14 protein-coding genes are annotated in these 18713 nt (G+C 35.0%); 6 read left to right on the top strand and 8 right to left on the bottom strand.

Features of this window, described 5'->3' with window-relative positions:
- Nucleotides 1-63: 63 nt before the first annotated feature.
- Nucleotides 64-1314 (bottom strand): histidine--tRNA ligase, encoded by a 1251-nt coding sequence (hisS, locus tag Dongsha4_RS09050; RefSeq protein ID WP_330205331.1) that lies wholly within the window; start codon nt 1312-1314, stop codon nt 64-66.
- Between the two features lie 148 nt (nt 1315-1462).
- On the opposite strand from hisS, the gene queA reads away from it, so the two are divergent.
- From queA to Dongsha4_RS09035, 3 genes are all read left to right on the top strand, one after another.
- The gene (gene queA, locus Dongsha4_RS09045; RefSeq protein WP_330205330.1) at nt 1463-2509 is read left to right on the top strand and encodes a tRNA preQ1(34) S-adenosylmethionine ribosyltransferase-isomerase QueA; all 1047 of its coding nucleotides are present in this window, start codon (nt 1463-1465) and stop codon (nt 2507-2509) included.
- A gap of 39 nt (nt 2510-2548) precedes the next feature.
- Nucleotides 2549-3724 carry a 2'-O-glycosyltransferase CruG gene (gene cruG / locus Dongsha4_RS09040; RefSeq protein ID WP_330205329.1) on the top strand — a complete coding sequence of 392 codons (1176 nt, stop codon included), beginning with the start codon at nt 2549-2551 and terminating at the stop codon, nt 3722-3724.
- 130 nt (nt 3725-3854) lie between these two features.
- A complete protein-coding gene (locus Dongsha4_RS09035) occupies nt 3855-4721 on the top strand; it encodes an ABC transporter permease (RefSeq protein ID WP_330205328.1) in 867 nt (288 codons plus the stop codon).
- Nucleotides 4722-4883: 162 nt separating this feature from the next.
- Here the strand turns inward: Dongsha4_RS09035 and Dongsha4_RS09030 are convergent, their stop codons facing one another.
- The 4 genes from Dongsha4_RS09030 to Dongsha4_RS09015 all read right to left on the bottom strand — a co-directional run bounded on the left by Dongsha4_RS09030 (nt 4884) and on the right by Dongsha4_RS09015 (nt 10960).
- Nucleotides 4884-6779 (bottom strand): ribonuclease J, encoded by a 1896-nt coding sequence (locus Dongsha4_RS09030; RefSeq protein WP_330205327.1) that lies wholly within the window; start codon nt 6777-6779, stop codon nt 4884-4886.
- 407 nt (nt 6780-7186) lie between these two features.
- The gene (dapA, locus tag Dongsha4_RS09025; protein ID WP_330205326.1) at nt 7187-8080 is read right to left on the bottom strand and encodes a 4-hydroxy-tetrahydrodipicolinate synthase; all 894 of its coding nucleotides are present in this window, start codon (nt 8078-8080) and stop codon (nt 7187-7189) included.
- Nucleotides 8081-8177: 97 nt separating this feature from the next.
- Complete coding sequence (locus Dongsha4_RS09020) at nt 8178-9188, bottom strand: aspartate-semialdehyde dehydrogenase (protein WP_330205325.1); 1011 nt, start codon at nt 9186-9188, stop codon at nt 8178-8180.
- Nucleotides 9189-9964: 776 nt separating this feature from the next.
- The gene (locus Dongsha4_RS09015; RefSeq protein WP_015217911.1) at nt 9965-10960 is read right to left on the bottom strand and encodes a ribose-phosphate pyrophosphokinase; all 996 of its coding nucleotides are present in this window, start codon (nt 10958-10960) and stop codon (nt 9965-9967) included.
- Nucleotides 10961-11140: 180 nt separating this feature from the next.
- On the opposite strand from Dongsha4_RS09015, the gene bioD reads away from it, so the two are divergent.
- Nucleotides 11141-11809 carry a dethiobiotin synthase gene (gene bioD, locus Dongsha4_RS09010; RefSeq protein ID WP_330205324.1) on the top strand — a complete coding sequence of 223 codons (669 nt, stop codon included), beginning with the start codon at nt 11141-11143 and terminating at the stop codon, nt 11807-11809.
- A gap of 169 nt (nt 11810-11978) precedes the next feature.
- The gene (locus Dongsha4_RS09005; RefSeq protein WP_330205323.1) at nt 11979-13475 is read left to right on the top strand and encodes a transglutaminase domain-containing protein; all 1497 of its coding nucleotides are present in this window, start codon (nt 11979-11981) and stop codon (nt 13473-13475) included.
- A gap of 1 nt (nt 13476) precedes the next feature.
- Here the strand turns inward: Dongsha4_RS09005 and Dongsha4_RS09000 are convergent, their stop codons facing one another.
- Nucleotides 13477-14790, bottom strand: coding sequence for an FAD-binding oxidoreductase (locus Dongsha4_RS09000; RefSeq protein ID WP_330205322.1), 1314 nt, complete (start codon nt 14788-14790; stop codon nt 13477-13479).
- 326 nt (nt 14791-15116) lie between these two features.
- Here Dongsha4_RS09000 and Dongsha4_RS08995 point away from each other — a divergent pair, with 326 nt between their 5' ends.
- Nucleotides 15117-15938: an acyl-CoA desaturase gene (locus tag Dongsha4_RS08995; RefSeq protein ID WP_330205321.1), complete on the top strand. Its 822-nt coding sequence runs from the start codon at nt 15117-15119 to the stop codon at nt 15936-15938.
- A gap of 171 nt (nt 15939-16109) precedes the next feature.
- Here Dongsha4_RS08995 and Dongsha4_RS08990 read toward each other — a convergent pair whose 3' ends face one another.
- Together Dongsha4_RS08990 and Dongsha4_RS08985 are read right to left on the bottom strand one after the other, a co-directional pair.
- The gene (locus Dongsha4_RS08990) at nt 16110-17636 is read right to left on the bottom strand and encodes a serine/threonine-protein kinase (protein ID WP_330205320.1); all 1527 of its coding nucleotides are present in this window, start codon (nt 17634-17636) and stop codon (nt 16110-16112) included.
- 107 nt (nt 17637-17743) lie between these two features.
- Entirely contained in the window at nt 17744-18706 is a 963-nt protein-coding gene (locus Dongsha4_RS08985; protein ID WP_330205319.1) for an aldo/keto reductase, read from the bottom strand.
- Nucleotides 18707-18713: the final 7 nt, after the last annotated feature.

Here is an 18713-nt window from a genome sequence, read left to right as displayed (position 1 = left end):
TAAGTTTTAATTCCTAATTCTTTTTTTTTAATTAGAAATAAATATCTAAAATAGCCTTTCACTTTATTTTTTCAGAACATTAATTAATTCATCTTGAGAAACGGTTTTTTGTTCTCCCGTAACAAGATACTTAATTTGAATAGTTTTATTTTCCACTTCTTCATCACCCAAAATTAAACACATTTTAGCACCACTGCGATCGCCTCTTTTGAACTGTTTACCAAAATTACTACCACTGAGGTCTAACTCCACATTAAAATCGTTGTGACGAAGTTTTTGAGCCATAATTAAAGCCTGATTTTCCGCTTTTTTCCCTCTGGAAACAAAATAAATATCAGGGCATTGAGGAGTTAAAGGATTTAGATTTTGCAGTAATAAAATTAACCTTTCCATACCCATTGCCCAACCAATGGCAGGGGTTTCACTCCCCCCCAATTGAGAAATTAACCCATCGTATCTACCTCCTCCGCAAACCGTTGCTTGAGCCCCCAAATCTGCCGATTGAATCTCAAAAGCAGTGTGAGTATAGTAGTCTAATCCTCTGACTAAACGAGCATTCAGTTGATAATCAATTTCTAACTCTGTTAATAATCCACAAACTTGCTCAAAATGCTGACGGGAATCTTCTCCTAAGTGATCAAGAATACTAGGAGCATTTTCTGTAATTTCTTGGGTTTTTTGATCTTTACTATCGAGGATGCGTAGGGGATTACGAGTTAATCTATCTTGAGAATCTGGATCTAAATCAGCTTTATAAGGGGTTAGATAATCGACTAAGGCTTGACGATATTGTTGTCTATCTTCTTGATTGCCCACGGAGTTGAGTTGTAGGCTAAGGTTTTTTAAACCTAATGCTTTGAGAATATCTGTAGCGATGGCTATTACCTCCACATCTGCCCGGGGAGATTTACTACCCAATAACTCCAAACCTATTTGATGAAACTGTCTTTGTCGTCCCGCTTGGGGGCGCTCATAACGAAACATTGCTCCAGTGTACCATAGTCTTTCTACTCCGCCACTAGCAAATAATTTATTTTGTATATAAGATCTTACTACTCCTGCTGTTCCTTCTGGCCGTAAAGTTAAACTGCGATCGCCTCTATCAGTAAATGTGTACATCTCTTTCCCTACAACATCTGTAGCTTCACCAATGCCTCTTTCAAATAAATTTGTTTGCTCAAAAATAGGAGTACGAATTTCTCTATAAGCCGCTTTAGTTAAAATATCGGCGGCGGTTTTTTCTAAATACTGCCAATAAACTATTTCTTCAGGTAAAATGTCTTTTGTTCCTCTAATTGCCTGAATACTATCCATAAAATCTCTTAATAAAGGGTTTCTTTCACAATTGTGACAAAATTTTTACCCCAGAAGCAAGGAGAGTTTTGGGGAGTTAGGAGTTAGGAGTTAGGGGTTTTTAATTCTTAATTCTTAATTATCAACTATTCACTATTCATTATTAACTATGAATCCTGATCAACAATTGTCTAGCTACGATTATTATTTACCTTCAGAATTAATTGCTCAAAATCCTGTGACTCCTAGAGATAGTTCCCGTTTATTAGTAATTGAGGAAGAAAATAGCCTTAAGCATCAAATTTTTGCTGATTTACCTCAGTTTTTGTCAGCAGGAGATTTATTAGTTGTTAATAATACTCGTGTTATTCCTGCCCGTTTATATGGGGAAAAAAGCACTGGGGCTCAGGTAGAAGTGTTATTAGTGGAGGAAACTAGGGATAATTGTTGGTTAGCTTTGGTGAAACCCGGAAAGCGTTTTTCTGTGGGCAGTGAAATTTATTTTGGGGATGGTTTATTAAAGGCAACGGTTGTTGATAAAGATGAGGCAACGGGAGGAAGATATTTAGAATTTTCTTGGCAAGAGGGGGATTCTTTTTGGCATTTGTTGGAGAAGGTGGGTAATATTCCTTTTCCTCCTTATGTCACTGAGTCATCGGCTAATCCTAACCAATATCAGACGGTTTATGCTCAAAAACAAGGTGCGATCGCAGCTCCAACAGCAGGACTACATTTTACAGATCGACTATTTGAACAATTAAAAGCAGAAGGAATTAATAAAGCAGAAGTAACTCTTCATGTGGGGATTGGTACGTTTCGCCCAGTGGAGGTAGAAGATATTGTTAACCATGATATGCACCAAGAATGGATTGAAATTGATGAAACAACGGTTAATTTGATTAGGGAAACAAAAGCAAGGGGAAATAAAGTAATTGCGGTGGGAACTACGGTTGTAAGAACATTGGAAGGGGTTTGTAAAGAATGTGGAGATTTACGGGCTTTTGAGGGGAAAACAAATCTATTTATCTATCCGGGTTATGAATTTAAGGTTATTGATGGTTTAATTACTAATTTTCATTTGCCTAAGTCAAGTTTACTTATGTTAGTTAGTGCCTTAATTGGTAGAGAAAGATTAATGAGAGTTTATGAGGAGGCAATTAGGGAAAAATATCGTTTCTATTCTTTTGGAGATGCTATGTTAATTAAGGATTGTTGAATATACTTGGTGTCAGTTTAACCCTTAGTTTGATTTATTATGACTATTATTATTGCCATCCTGAGCTTTAAATTACTTTTGTTTCAAGGAGTTTGTACTTTTATCCTTTTAAGTCGTTTATTGAGAGGGGCAAGAAGGATTCCTCCTTTAACTCCAAAACTTCCTTATTTAGCTTTAATTGGCAAGGTAAGTGTCATTATACCTACTTTAAATGAGTGCGATCGCATTTCTCCTTTATTAGAAAGTATTACCCGTCAAAGCTACGAAACTAGAGAAATTATTTTTGTTGATAGTAATTCCACTGATGGCACTCAGGAAAAAATTGAGAACTATAGCAAAAAAGACCCTCGTATTCATTTAATTACAGATCCACCCTTACCCCGAAATTGGGTAGGCAGACCTTGGGCATTACATAATGGTTTCTTAAATAGTTCTGAAAATAGCGAATGGATTTTAGGAGTTGATGCAGATACTATTCCCCATAAAAACCTCGTTGCCACTGTCTTAGATTTTGCCATTCAACAGGATTATGATTTAGTCTCTTTTTCTCCTCAATTTATTTTAAAGTCTATGGGGGAATGGTGGTTACAACCTTCTTTATTAATGACTTTGTTATTTCGCTTTGAATCCTCTGGCGTGAATACTAGCAACAGCAGTACAATAATGGCGAATGGTCAATGTTTTTTAATCAAACGTAACATTTTGACAGAGATTAAGGGTTATACTTGTGCGGCAAATTCCTTTTGTGATGATGTCACTTTAGCTCGTTATGTGGCAAGTTTAGGTTATAAAGTCGGGTTTGCAGATGGCAGTAAAATTATTAAGGTGCGGATGTATGAAGGTTTACAAGATACTTGGCAGGGTTGGGGTAGATCATTAGATCTTAAAGATGCGTCCTCGAAGCTACAATTATGGGGAGAATGTCTTTTTTTGCTACTAATTCAGGCTTTACCTTTACCTATATTTTTTCTCTGTTTATTTTTCTATCCTCACTTTGATTTTCCCAGTTTCAAGTTACTATTTGCCCTAAACACTTTTCTTGTTATTATCCGTTTTGCCCTCCTAGGTGCGATCGCATCTTCCTATCAATTCAATAAATCAATATCAGAATTAACCTTTATTCTTTCACCTTTTGCCGATATATTAGCAGTGACGAGAATTATCCTTTCGGCATTAACAAAACCTAATCAATGGCGTGGGAGAGTTTATGAATAGACAAAAGTGTTTAATTAACTTCTTCCCAATACTCTAAGCCCCGATTTCCCCCTCTCAACCCTTAACCTCACTCCCCAACTCTCTAAATTTAGTTTTCTGCTATTTTTCTTTTATAAGAGGTCTAATAAAAATGATTGCTCGTAGTTTTTCAAGAAAAAAAAATACTTTTAAACAGTTATCAAATGTTTTACTGATAGTCGGTATTATTATCACTTTAACCTTTATATTTTTGGCTTTTTCCGCTCCTTTATTAGAAAATATGGGCATCATTCAAGACCCCTTAGAATCTCTTAGTAATCCCATTAACCAAGCTCCGAATAGTAAATACTGGTTTGGTACAACAGGGCAGGGTTATGATGTTTTCTCCCGAACTATTTTCGGTTCACAAGCCGCTTTAAAAGTTGTCATTACTGCTACATTTTTAAGTTTAATTATCGGTGTTCCATTAGGTTTAATTAGTGGTTATTTTGGGGGAAAAATTGACAAAGTTTTACTCTTTTTAATGGATACTATTTATACTTTACCGGGGTTATTATTGTCAGTTACTTTAGCTTTTGTGGTTGGTAGGGGAGTAATAAATGCCGCCCTTGCCTTATCTATATCTTATATTCCTCAATATTATCGAGTAGTGAGAAATCATACTACTAGCGTTAAAACAGAATTATTCATCGAAGCCGCTCAAGCGATGGGGGCATCTCCCACCCGTATTATCTCTAAATATCTCTTTTTTAATGTAGTGCAAAGCATACCTGTTTTATTTACCCTTAACGCCGCCGATGCCATTTTAATTTTGGGAGGCTTAGGATTTTTGGGTTTAGGTTTACCTGAAGATATACCAGAATGGGGTCATGATCTAAAATTAGCATTAGATGGCTTACCCACTGGTATTTGGTGGAATGCCTTATTCCCCGGCTTGGCAATGGCAACTATGGTAACGGGTTTATCTTTATTAGGAGAGGGATTAAGTGAGCGTTTAAATCCCCTTCATCGCAGTTAAAATTGAAAGGGCAAGAGAGAAACCCCTCTGTATCTCCCCTTAAAAGAAACCCCCCTTTATCCCCCCTCTCGAGGGGGGAGGGCAAAAGTGTTTAATTAACTTCTCCCTAATACCCCAATACCCTAATACCTGACACCTATTTCCTAACCCCGCACTCCGAACCTAGACATTCGCAGTAGCTTTACGACGACGGCGAGTAAATTTACCGTCTCCTTCGTCATTATCATCACTATCAGAAAGAGATTCACTGTTTATTTGTCCGTTGTTATTATTTATCTCTTCTTGGACTTGTAAGATAAAAATAACTAAAGGTTCGCTATTGATTTCTCTTTGAATGACACGGCTGAGATTGGTTTCCACTTCAATGCGAATACTATTCCAGTTGATATTATCCCCCTCACTTAGAAGTAAGTTACTTTTGATGCGATCGCTTATTGTGCGATCAACTGTTCTGGTGATTAACCTTTCTAAACTAGGTACTTCCATAGTGCAGACAACCCCCCGTAAATTAACTTGAGGCTCAACTAATAAATTACCTTTAGAGTCAATCACTGCGGCAATCGTAATAACACCATCTTCAGCTAATTGTTGTCTTTCCTCCATTACGTGTTCATGAACCACCCCAGCAGTATCGACTAATTGAATACCTGAAGGTACTTTTTCTCCTTTAGCAATGCTATCTACCGTTAGATCGATGCTATCACCATTATCGATAATTACAATGTTTTCTTTAGGCACTCCTACACTTTGAGCAGTTTCTGAGTGTTTTACTAACATTCTATGCTCACCGTGGACGGGTACAAAAAACTTAGGCTTGGTTAAAGCTAACATCAATTTTTGATCTTCTTGACAACCATGACCTGAAACGTGTACCCCTGCTTGTTTACCATAGATAACATTTGCTCCTTGAATCATCAGGCGATCAATTGTATTTACTACCGCAATGGTGTTGCCCGGAATGGGATTAGCAGAAAAGACGATCGAATCTCCCTCTCTTACTTTAATATGAGGATGTTCTCCCCGTGAAATACGAGTCATGGCCGCAAATTTTTCCCCTTGAGACCCTGTACACAATATTAATACTTGGTCATCAGGTAAAGAGCGTAAAGTTCTTAAAGGTACAAATATATGATCTGGACATTTGATGTAACCTAATTTACGGGCATGGGCAATCACATTAAGCATCGATCGCCCCACTACCCCCACTTTACGGTTATGTTTCATGGCTAAGGCAAGGACAATATTGATACGATGAACGGAAGTAGCAAAGGTTGTCACCATCAAACGCCCTTTCGCTTGAGTGAAAGCTCGATCTAAACCGGGATAAACCGACATTTCTGAGGGGGTGAATCCGGGTACTTCGGAGTTAGTGGAGTCACTCAGTAAACATAATACTCCCTCTTCTCCTAATTGGGCTAAACGGTGAAAATCAAAATATTCTCCATCAACAGGGGTATGATCTACTTTATAATCTCCTGTGTGGATTAAAACCCCAATGGGAGTATGGATTGCTAGGGTGAAACTATCAGCGATGGAGTGGGTATTGCGGATAAATTCCACTCGAAAATGTTTACCAATTTTAACTACTTCTCTAGGGGAAACAGTATGAATCTTGGTTTTTTCTAAAAGTCCTGCTTCTTCTAATTTATCAGAAAGTAAAGACATGGCTAAACGAGGTCCATAAATCAAAGGGAAGTCCACCTGTTTTAAATGATAAGGAATACCACCAATATGATCTTCGTGTCCATGAGTGGCAATCATTGCCTTAATTTTGTGGTTATTTTCCTTTAAATAAGTCATGTCAGGTAAAACCACGTTAATACCGTGCATTCCATCAGTAGGGAAACCGATACCCGCATCCACTAAAATCATCTCATCTTCATATTCATAGATACAGGTATTTTTCCCAATTTCATGTAATCCCCCTAAAGGAACAATTTTTACATGGGGTTGATGATTAGAATTGCTTTTTTCCACAGGAGTGGGAGCGGTGTTTTCTGTGGTTACAGTTTTTCTGGTGCGTCTGCCTTTAATGGTATATACTTTTTTATCTTTCATATTGGTTTGATTTTTTTGACTAGAATAAAATGACTACAATGTGATTTTTAAGGGTAGTTAAATAATGACTTATTAAGTTTTTCTTTAAGAATAAATAGTTAATAAGCTAAATAGATTAGTTTTCCCCGAAACAAAGAGATATTTTTTATAAAAAAGCACCCCTAAAACAATGCTTCAATATCATTACTTTGACTTCTGTTAATATATTCGACGGATTTTACCTTTAATTTTTACAGGTATCTGGGGAATCTAAATGTCATAAGTTTAAAATCACAATTTCACCTCCTCGACAGTAATTAATGAACAAAAAAACTTGAATAAACTTTTATCAATGCTCACCAAAATTATATTTGTATCGAATTAAATAAATCATTGAAATACTTTTTTTAATATGAATCTTGACTCTTTTAAATTAATTCTAAATTATTTAAAACTTCTTCTACTTCTTTTTGTTGATGAGAGGGGAGATTACATAAAGGAAGTCTTACACCGCCCACATCCCAACCTTGCAATTGCAGAGCGTATTTAACGGGAATTGGATTAGTATTGCAAAATAAAACTTTAAATAAAGGGTAGAGTTGCTTTTGAATTTTTTGAGCTTGGAAATTATCTCCTTTTTCATAGGATTGAATCATCATTTGCATTTGTTTCCCAACCAGATGACTAGCGACACTGACGACTCCTACACATCCCACAGTCATCATTGGTAGAGTTAAAAAATCTTCTCCTGAGTAAATTAAAAAATCTGACGGTGCTATTCTATTTATCTTAGCAGTTTGATCCAAATCTGCACTAGCTTCTTTTACTGCTACGATATTATCAAAATCTTGTGCTAGTTGGGCGGTGGTTTCCGCTTCTAAGTTTTTACCTGTACGTCCAGGTATATTATACAACATTATGGGAACATCAGGACAAGAACGTGCGATCACACCGAAGTGTTGATATAGTCCCTCTTGGGGGGGTTTATTGTAGTAAGGAACTACTTGTAAACTTCCATCTACGCCAATCTGAGAGGCTTTCTTTGTTTCTGCGATTGCTTTTTGAGTGGAGTTACTACCTGTACCCATAACAATCTTAGCGCGATCGCCCACAGCACTTTTAACAACTTTTAGTAATTGATATTTTTCGTCACTCTCCAAAGCAGGAGACTCTCCCGTTGTACCGCAAATAACTAAACCATCACTACCATTATTAACTAAATGGTCAGCTAACTTTTCTGCAACACCATAATTCACTGAACCATCACCATTGAAAGGTGTTACCATAGCGGTTAAAACTCGACCAAAAATATAATTACTCATCACGCTCAATAATTAATCCTGTTACCAAATAAATAGAGTTGTCAAAATAAAAACTGTGGGCAAAACCCATAAAATAAAAATCAAAAAACACTCTTGGTTAATTATCGTGAACCAATAGTTCAGCAATTTGCACTGCATTTAAAGCCGCACCCTTGCGAATTTGATCTCCACATAACCACAATTCTATACTATTAGGGTTCGATAAATCTTGACGAATTCTACCCACTAATACCTCATCCTTTCCTGTTGCATCCATTGGCATGGGAAAATAATTGTTTTGCCAATCTTCCACTAATTTCACTCCGGGGGCTTGGGCAATTATATCACGGGCTTTATCTAAGGGAAAAGGCTGGGCAAATTCAATGTTAACTGCCTCTGAATGAGCTCTTAATACAGGTACTCTCACACAAGTTGCAGTGATGCGAATACTATCATCTCCAAAAATTTTGCGAGTTTCATTAACCATTTTCATTTCTTCTTCACAATAACCATTATCCATCAATGGTGAATTATGGGGAAAAAGATTGAAAGCTAAAGGATAAGGTAAAATTTCAGGTTGGGGATTTTCCCCTTTTAAAATGGCTTCTGATTGAGTTTTTACTTCCTCCATTGCCCTTGCCCCTGCACCACTTGCAGATTGGTAAGTAGAAACCACTACTCTTTGAATAGGTTGAATTTGATGTAAGGGATAGATAGCAACCCCCATCAAAATAGTTGTACAGTTAGGGTTAGCAATGATTCCTTTATGATTGTGAGCATCATTAGGATTGATTTCAGGTACAACTAAAGGCACGTCAGGATTCATGCGAAAAGCACTGGAATTATCTATCATCACCGCTCCAGCAGAAACTATTTTTTCTGCCCATTGTTTGGAAGTTGAACCACCAGCAGAGGCTAGAACAATATCAACATCATCAAAAGAATTATCGCCAACTGCTTCAATTTCTAGGGTTTGATCTTGAAAAGTAACCTTCTTTCCAGCAGAGCGAGGAGAAGCTAATAATTTTAGGTCTTTTAAGGGAAATTTACGCTCTATTAATAAGTTTATGAGTTCTGTTCCAACTGCACCTGTTGCTCCTAAAATAGCAACCCTAACTTGATTTGACAAATAACTATCCTCCTTAAATAACCTATATTGTAGCAAAATTTGACTTGGATTAAAAAGTTTTGAATAAACAAGATATGATTACTTACATTAGTAGGGTTTCTTGATAAATAAGCCATAATAAACTTCTTAAGTATTTCAATAAATTATTATCACTTTTTACTATTTTCTAATACAACCAGAACATTTGATGTTGAACTAAAACGAGAGTATGTCAAAAAAACTTCCTTTGTTGGTTGTTTGTTCTACTATCTACAATTCAAGTTACCGCTATTGTGGGAATTGTTGGCTATATCTCTTTTTGATGGTTATGATTTAGAGACAATGGAAAAGCATTATGTGTAATAGTTGGAGATTCTGTCTAATTTAACCACAGTTGCGATCGCAAATCTAAGATCAAGAATTTTTGAGTGTCGAGCGTCTTTTTAATGATGGTTTAATAGTTCGCAAATTAGACAGCAATAATCCTAATCACGAATTAATTTTATCGTTACCAAGCCGATACAGAAGGTAAAAATTAAGATACTCAAAGAAAATAGAGCTAATTATAATACCCATATTGACTCATTAGCCACTCATATGGGAAAGACGAAAATCAATTTATTAACTGTTTTTGTCAAAATTTATTAACTTTAACTCCTAACTCCTAATCCTGAACTCCTAACTCAGGTATTACCCATCAGTAGATGCGAAGTTGCTTACCTAGATCAAGTTATGCGAGGGCAGTGAGTATAGCTGACACCTATCCCCATAACACCACTTTTTCAGCAATCCTTAAATTAACGAAACATAATACTAACAGAACTATCCTCGTGAATACGCCAAATGGTTTCACCCAATAAATTAGCTACAGATAACACTTTTAATTGGGGAAAATAGCTATCCACTGGTAAAGGAATCGTATTTGTTACAATTACTTCCTCAAAAACATCGCTGGAAAGACGAGAAATAGCAGGTCCAGAAAAAACGGGATGAGTTGCACAAGCATAAATTTTGTTTGCACCCTCTTTTTTCAATAACCTTGCACCTTCTAACAATGTTCCCGCAGTATCAATCATATCATCGACCAATACAGCATTTTTACCCTTAACATCACCAATAACATTCATCACTTCAGCCACGTTATGAGCTTGGCGACGTTTATCAATAATGGCAAGAGGGGCATCGTTTAATTTTTTTGCAAAGGCTCTTGCTCTCGCTACTCCGCCAACATCAGGAGATACAACCACTAAATCCTCAATATTTTTATGATTCAAATAATCTAAAATTACAGGTGAACCATAAACGTGATCTAACGGAATATCAAAATAGCCTTGAATTTGGGCAGAATGTAAATCCATTGCTAAAACTCGGTGAGCTCCGGCAGTGGTGACTAAATTGGCGACTAATTTCGCTGAAATAGATTCTCTACCGGCGGTTTTACGATCCGCTCTGGCGTAGGAATAATAAGGGATTACTGCTGTAATTTGCCGTGCTGATGCTCTACGACAAGCATCAATCATAATCAGCAACTCCATCAGATTATCATTCACTGGATGGCAACAGGGTTGAATTAAGTAAACATCACAACCTCTAATCGATTCTTGAATTTGAATATATAATTCTCCATCAGCAAATCTTTTCCGAATCATAGGACCTAAATCCATGCCTAAATAACGGGCTACTTCAGTGGCCAAGCCAATGTTAGCTGATCCAGAAAATAGGCGTAAACGGTTGTTGTCCGATACCTGTTGTGGTAAGATTGAACTCACTGTTAAGGTGGCAGAATGACTCACGGCAAATTCTCAACCTCTTGATATTTAATACTGGTTTATGTGTGTTAATGTGTTTCCTTTTTTTGCATAGGATACTCTTAGCTTAACATTATAATTTACTATATAAACCGCTTTTTTAGTTAACTATTTTTAATTTTTTCTTAATCTTTTGTATTTTTTATATTTAATAAACAACACTATATGCAAACTTTATTAATTGCAGGAACGGATACTGATGCGGGAAAAACCATTATCACGACTGCTTTTAGGGCTTATTTGCAGAGAAAGAAATCTCATTTAGCTACTGCCTTAATGAAGTTATTGCAAACGGGAGAAATTGGAGATGAAGAATTTTATGGTCAGTATTTTGATGATGCGGTTATTCCGTTACGTTATCAAGCTCCCCTTGCCCCTCCTTTAGCGGCTAAGTTGGAGGGAAAGTCTATTGATTTAGCTATTGTCAAAAATCGTTTACTAGATTTACAAAAAAGCTATGATTTTATTTTAGTTGAGGCTTTGGGTGGTTTAGGTTCGCCAATTACAGAAAAATTAATTATTGCTGATATTGCCTATGACTGGTTATTGGATACTATTTTGATTGTACCTGTAAAATTGGGTGCGATCGCACATACGGTGGCAAATGTAGCTTTAGCGAAACAGTATAATATAAAGTTAGCAGGTATTATTTTTAATTGTGTTCAGGATTACACTCCCACGCAAATAAATCAATGGACACCCAAAGGTTTAATTGAGTCTTTAACTGGTATTCCCGTTTTGGGTTATTTTCCTTACTTGGGGGATGTTAACTGTCTGAATTTGGATGAATTAGCAAATATTAGTGAACCTATTTTTAGTCAATTAATCAATTAATATAGCTCGTATCGTTTTAGTTAATTCAAGTTGCGAGCCGCTTTAGCTGTGCCTTCGGCATCGCATTTCATTAATAATGTTTCAATTAGGGAAAAATTGATATTTACTATATTGAATTGATAACGAAAATCAGTTTTTTATTATTTACTTTTAACGTTTAATTTTTATTATGACTACAGAAAGAGAATATCGAGAATGGCATAAACATAGAAATAAACAAGTTAAACGTCGTCAAAGAAAAAAAAGTAATTTTGGTTTTTTTGTGTTTTTAATCGTTGTTATTTCTCTAGGAGTAACAATTAAAAGTAATCCTCAAATAATAGATTATTTACAAAATCAATTAGAATCGCCTAATCTATCTAGTTTTTTTAATGCCTTTCGTTTTCGAGTTAATTCTCTTAAATCTCTAACCGAGGAATTTATTACAGAAATTGATGAGCCAGTGGTTATCACTGAAAACTATCAATTATTAGAAAAAAGAAATTTTAGTGATATTGACAGAAAAGCTAAAAGCATCAAATATACGGGTAATTCTGTAGAAGAATTGAGCCAACTTTTGTCCAAGTATGCCAAAACAGAAGCGGATAAAGCTAGAATTATTTACACTTGGATAACATATAATATTCGTTACGATGTAGGAGCATTAAACGACTTATTTAATAATAATATTTATCCAGATGTTAGAACTGAAATAGTTTTAAATAGTCGCTCAACTATTTGCTCAGGATATGCTAATTTATACCAGCAATTAGCAAAAAAAATGGGTTTACAATCTGTTATTGTTTTAGGCTACGCTAAAGGAGGAGATTACGTTGTTGGTTTAGATAATAATGTAAATCATGCTTGGAATGCAGTGAAAATAGATGGTAAATGGTACTTAATTGATACAACGTGGGGTGCTGGAACTGTAACGAATAATGGTTTTAATGCTCAATTTAATCCTTTTTATTTTGCCACAAATCCACGAGAATTTATCTATACTCATTTTCCAGAAAATAGTAAATGGCAATTGTTAAATCCTATTATTTCTCGTTCTGAATTTGATAGTTTAGCTAATGTTTCTCCCACTCTATTTGAATACGATATTCAATTGTTAAGTCATCCTAATGTTAATATTAATACTGATAAAAATAATGTTAATATTGCCTTAAAAGCTCCTAAAAATGTAGTTGCGATCGCATCTTTAAAATCAGAAGAAAAACAACTGCAAGATAATTATACATTCGTTCAAAAACAAGGAGAAAATATACTCATTAATGTGTCATTTCCCGAAAAAGGGGAATATAAATTAGACATATTTGCTAAACCAAAAGATGAAACTAATTCTTATCCTTTAGTCGTCAGTTACAACATATTAGCTTCAGGTAATGGCAATCAATTTCCCAAAACATTCCAACACTTTAATGAATACAACGGCTATTTAGAAACCCCCTTAAATAACAACTTAAATCCTAACCAAAACGCTTATTTTAAGTTAAAAATTGATCAAGCCTTAGAAGTAAAAGCCGTTAACAAATCAACTAATCAATGGCATGATTTGGAACGTTATGGTAACGTTTTTGCGGGAAATGTTAACGTGGGCAATGGAAATATTATTATTTATGCCAAATTTCCTCAAGATTCCCGTTATTGGGCTTTATTAGAATATGGAAATAATAGCTTCTAAACTATAATCTATCAACAAAAATATTAAGAGGGTCAAAATTTGACTTGATTTTTTTCATCATCTCCAATCCATTACCAACATAGCCCCAAGGTTCAATTTCTTGTTTAATGGAAGAAATCCCAGATTCAAGAATAGTTAAATAACCCTCATTATCCTGACAAAAATTTCTGATGCCTCTAACTTGGTGATTTTTAACCCCTTCTGGCAAACATATATAACCGACACCAGTACCCATATTAACAAAACCATAGCCTTGTGTTAAAGCAAACAATTCTGTTATTTTAGTGGGTAAAATACCAATCTTACAAACAATTCCCCTCTTTTTGTTAACATCTTGGAATACTCTATGTTTTAAACAAGTCCATAAATCCAACTCTTTTTCTGACTCCCATTGATGAATAAATAAACCAATATCTTCCGCCCACTGTTTTACTCTTGCACTCTGTTGTGAAATACTCTCTTCTATACCCTGAAAACGCAACGCCAATCCCAAAGAAAAATCCAAATTTAAACTATTGATTAAAGATTCCGATAACAAATCCGCCGATGTAGGAGTTAAAGCAGAAGCACAAATCTTTTTTTGTAACTGACAAATTTTTTCTTGACTTCCCATTAAAAGCAAAGTGATAGAATCAGAAGGAATTGGAAATAAACGAAAAGTAACTTCCGTAATAATACCCAAATTACCATAAGAACCAGTAAATAACTTCATTAAATCGTAACCCGCCACATTTTTGACAACTTTTCCCCCGGCTTTTGCTTCTTCTCCATCACTTCTACAAAAAGAAATCCCCAAAATTAAATCTCTCACTCCTCCATATCTTTGTCTTAAACTACCAGTGTTAGCGGTAGCCACAACTCCACCAACCGTAGCAAATTGAGAATAAATAGAGTCTATTGGTAAAAACTGATTAAAAGAAGCCAAAAAATCCTGTAAATCTTTGATTTTCATTCCAGATTGAACCGTAATAGTCAAATCATCTTGAGCGTGTTCAATAATGTTATTAAGTTTATGTGTACTAACCAAAACATTTACCCCAGAAGGTAACTTTCCCCAATGTAATTTCGAGCCATTGCCAAGGGGTAATATCCGCCACTGATTTTCGCAACAAATCTTTAAAAACTGTGATAGCATTTTTTTATTGTCTGGGACAATTATGTAGCGAGGAAGACAATTTTTTAATTCAGATGCCTCAATGCACTCTTTCCAAGGAGATTCTTGCCCCCAATCGACAATTTCTAGGGAGTCTAAGTCTTGATTATGGAGTTGTTTTTTGATTGTTTCTAAAGAAGGGACGGAAAAGTTATTATTCATTCGGGTATGTCAATGATATTTTGCGTTACTGATATAATAAATTTTTTTTAAACTTTATTTAATAACAATTACGATAATTATTTTAAATGATGATGGTAAACTATAATTTGTTGATCACTGTTTATAGTTTATAATTTAAACTTGGTGATCTATAAGTTCAAAATAAAAGTTAAATCTGTCTTTTTTGTTAAGAGCAGAATCATAGACCTTTTTCTTTTTTTGATCTTTAAAACTTACCTTTAATTATCAACTCGAAAATAGCTCAGATTTAGACTATCTTGATCTGAAAAATTTGAAATTTTGTAAAAAAAAATTTACCGTACGTAATGACAGCAACAACAACAACAGAAAAACTTGCCCCCGCATGGAACATTATTATCTACATGGCAAGTATTCACCTTATAGCTTTATTAGCTTTTTTACCTAGCAATTTTAGCTGGGGTGCAGTGGGAATAACCGCTTTCTTATACTGGCTAACCGCTTGTATCGGAATAACTTTGGGTTATCATCGTCTTGTTTCCCATCGCAGTTTTGAAACTCCTAAATGGTTAGAATACTTCCTCGTTTTTTGTGGCACTTTAGCCTGTGAAGGAGGACCTATTTCTTGGGTGGGTTTACACCGTATCCATCATAAATACTCAGATCATGAAGGTGATCCCCATGACTCTAATAAGGGTTTTTGGTGGAGTCATATGGGATGGATGTTTATAAGAAATCCTGCCAATAAGGATGTTCCTAAATATACTAAAGATATACAAAACGATCCTTTTTATCTTTTTTGTGAAAAATACTTTATTCCTATCCAAATTGTTTTAGGATTATTACTCTTTTGGTGGGGAGGATGGTCTTTTGTCGTTTGGGGTATCTTTCTTCGTTTAGTCTTAGTTTTTCATGTGACTTGGTTTGTTAATAGCGCTACTCACAAATTTGGTTACAAAAGTCATGAATCAAATGATCACTCTCGTAATTGTTGGTGGGTGGCTTTATTAACTTTTGGAGAAGGTTGGCATAATAATCATCATGCTTTTCAATACTCTGCTCGTCATGGTTTACAGTGGTGGGAAATTGATTTAACATGGATTACCATTAAGTTATTAGCATTTTTGGGTTTGGCTAAAAATATTAAATTAGCACCTGTAAAAAATTAATTATAAAAAATTGCGAATAATTAGTAATTAGTAATTAGTAATTGGCTGTTAATTATTAATGATTGACAATAAAAATAATATTGCTACTTTTGATAAAACGAAAATATAAATTGTAGATTGCAACTCTGTTTTTACTCGTCAATGTGATTTTTCATAATAGATAAAAATTTTTTATTCGTAAACTTCTAAGGTATTTGTCTTTTCAAGGTCAAGTATAATTTTTGGCTTTAATGCCTCTAAATCTTGTTTTAGTTTACGCCGACTAAATAAAACCTCATCGTCATGTTTAACACTGATCATATTACTAACAGACATCCATTGTTTTAAGCTAGTTCTTTGTTTCAGCATGATTTTAAAGGTTTGTAAATCAATACATTTATGGGGTTTTTCTAAAGAATAAAACAGGACGAAATATTCTTTTGATTCACTTAAAGCATTTACTAATTGTTGACCGATTTTTGCTTTCAAATCTAGGTAGCAGGGAAACCATCTAGGTTCGTGCTTGGGGCTATATAGTAGAGTTATCCATAAAATCATTGGATGAGGATAACTTTGAAAAATAAATTGACTGTAGCGAATATTATTTTTTCTTTTTTCTATATCTTCTGTTTCTAGCATGGTACATATAGTCGGTAAGGAAGAATTTTGATAAAAAACAACACGGGGAAAAACTATTTTTTGTTTGGGTTTATTTTTAGGCCATGGATGAGATAATAAAAAATCTTCTTTGGGATTAGTTTGTCCGTAATTTTCGATTAAGTTATGATCAATATTCAGTAAATGGTTTTGACCTTCACTTATGGTTTTTTTTACTATTTTTAATTTTTTGGCAATAGATTCTAGTCTTTGGATAATTTCTCCCACGTTTTGAGGGCGATTAGACGGGGATTTTTCCAAGCATTGTAAAACTAGCTTTTCTAAGTCTGAGGATATTTTTAGTTCTGGGGGAAAGGGATGAGGTGGTAGTTCTGTATGAGCTTTGTACCATAACCCAACGGATTCTACTTCTAAGTTCCAAGGAAGTTTTTTGCATAGCATTAGATACATTATCATTCCTAAGCTATAAATATCAGAACGATTATCTAAATCTTTGCCTTGTAGTTGTTCTGGAGAGCAGTATTTTGGAGTTCCCATGAAGTTTTCTTGCTCTGTGGGATCATCTTTAACTAATTTGGCAATACCGAAATCTAAAACTTTAACTATTTGTTTTCCTGTGTCATCTTCGATAATAAAAACATTACTGGGTTTTAAGTCTCTATGAATAACTGGGTAAATTTCTCCTTCAAAAAATATACCGTTATGGGCTGTTTCCATTGCACGACAAATTTGACAAATAAAGTCAAAGAATTGAGGGAGGGATATATCGTGAACTTCTATCATGTCATCAAGATTTTCCCCTTCGAGAAATTCCATTACATAGAAAGGAACTTTTTGTTCATCAACTCCATAGTCTGAAACTTTGACGATGTTTTCGCTTCTTTCTGAGAGTAAAGCACTAAAAGTGGCTTCCCGTTGAAATTGTTTAATCATTTTCATGTTATCTAGGGAACGGGATAATATTTTTACTGCCACATTATGGTTTTTAGAGGCGATGTCTTGAGCTCGATATACTGTACCCATACCACCAACGCCTACTACTTCTCGAAGGAGATAGCGCTGTACTAATAGTTTTCCTTCCGATAAATCCCTTTGATTCATAGTTACTGAGAAACTTTTGTTTTTTTATTATATTGATTTTTCCTTTGAAATTAAGGATTGTTTTTATAACATTAATTTTTCCCATTATTGTCATAATTTATCCTTCTTTAAGAAAAATTCCACATCACGGGATTATCGTCTAAATATTGAGTAACACCTGTTCCTATGTCACTGATTTGTTTAATATCTTCTGTTGTTAATTCAATATCTCCTGCTTGAGCATTTTCTTTCGCCTGTTGGGCATTTCTCGCTCCTACTATGGCATTGGTTTGAGGTTGTTGTATTAGCCATGCGATCGCAATTTGAGCTAGATTACAATTATATTTATCGGCAAAAGGTTGTAATTGAGATAAAGCCTGTTTCACTCTTTCCCAGTGAGGGGGTTGAAATAAGCGATTATTTTTGCGATGATCACCTTCAGCAAATGTGGGATTATCTCCAAATTTTCCCGTTAAAATACCTTGGGCGAGGGATGAGTAAGCAAGGATGGAAATATTGTTTTTTACACAGTAGGGTTGAATTTCCTTTTCCACAATACGCCAAAACAAGGAATAAGGTGGTTGAATACTATCGATTTGTCCAAATTCACGGGCAGAGGCTAACTGTTGCTGAGAAAAATTAGAAACTCCGATCGCTCTTATCTTACCTTCTCTTTTTAAATCATTCAATGCTCTCATGGTTTCTTCTATGGGTACAATTTCACTATTCCAACTACCAGAAGGCCAATGAATCTGGTATAAATCAATATAATCTGTCTGTAGATTTTTTAAAGAATTATGACAAGCATTAATCACCTGATCATATTTTAGATGATTAGCAAACACCTTACTGGCATAAATAACCTTATCTCTAACACTTTTTAGAGCTTCCCCCACAATTCTCTCCGAATGTCCTTCTCCATAAACTTCTGCTGTATCAATAGTAGTGATACCCGATTCCACTGCCTGACGAATGGCACTGATACTCTCACTATCTTCAATACCTACCCACATTCTTTTACCAGCTTGCCATGTACCCATTATAATCGGAGTGATATAAATGTCAGATTTGCCGAGTTGTCTGGTTTTCATCTTTTAA

This window comes from Cyanobacterium sp. Dongsha4 (assembly GCF_036345015.1).
In the GTDB taxonomy this organism is placed as follows: domain Bacteria; phylum Cyanobacteriota; class Cyanobacteriia; order Cyanobacteriales; family Cyanobacteriaceae; genus PCC-10605.
This window is presented reverse-complemented; position numbering and strand designations above follow the sequence as displayed.

Excerpts from the sequence above, each read along its gene's own strand:
- hisS (WP_330205331.1), bottom strand. The coding sequence starts at position 1,314 with ATGGATAGTATTCAGGCAATTAGAGGAACAAAAGACATTTTACCTGAA.
- queA (WP_330205330.1), top strand. The coding sequence starts at position 1,463 with ATGAATCCTGATCAACAATTGTCTAGCTACGATTATTATTTACCTTCA.
- cruG (WP_330205329.1), top strand. The coding sequence starts at position 2,549 with ATGACTATTATTATTGCCATCCTGAGCTTTAAATTACTTTTGTTTCAA.
- Dongsha4_RS09035 (WP_330205328.1), top strand. The coding sequence starts at position 3,855 with ATGATTGCTCGTAGTTTTTCAAGAAAAAAAAATACTTTTAAACAGTTA.
- Dongsha4_RS09030 (WP_330205327.1), bottom strand. The coding sequence starts at position 6,779 with ATGAAAGATAAAAAAGTATATACCATTAAAGGCAGACGCACCAGAAAA.
- dapA (WP_330205326.1), bottom strand. The coding sequence starts at position 8,080 with ATGAGTAATTATATTTTTGGTCGAGTTTTAACCGCTATGGTAACACCT.
- bioD (WP_330205324.1), top strand. The coding sequence starts at position 11,141 with ATGCAAACTTTATTAATTGCAGGAACGGATACTGATGCGGGAAAAACC.
- Dongsha4_RS09005 (WP_330205323.1), top strand. The coding sequence starts at position 11,979 with ATGACTACAGAAAGAGAATATCGAGAATGGCATAAACATAGAAATAAA.
- Dongsha4_RS09000 (WP_330205322.1), bottom strand. The coding sequence starts at position 14,790 with ATGAATAATAACTTTTCCGTCCCTTCTTTAGAAACAATCAAAAAACAA.
- Dongsha4_RS08995 (WP_330205321.1), top strand. The coding sequence starts at position 15,117 with ATGACAGCAACAACAACAACAGAAAAACTTGCCCCCGCATGGAACATT.
- Dongsha4_RS08990 (WP_330205320.1), bottom strand. The coding sequence starts at position 17,636 with ATGAATCAAAGGGATTTATCGGAAGGAAAACTATTAGTACAGCGCTAT.
- Dongsha4_RS08985 (WP_330205319.1), bottom strand. The coding sequence starts at position 18,706 with ATGAAAACCAGACAACTCGGCAAATCTGACATTTATATCACTCCGATT.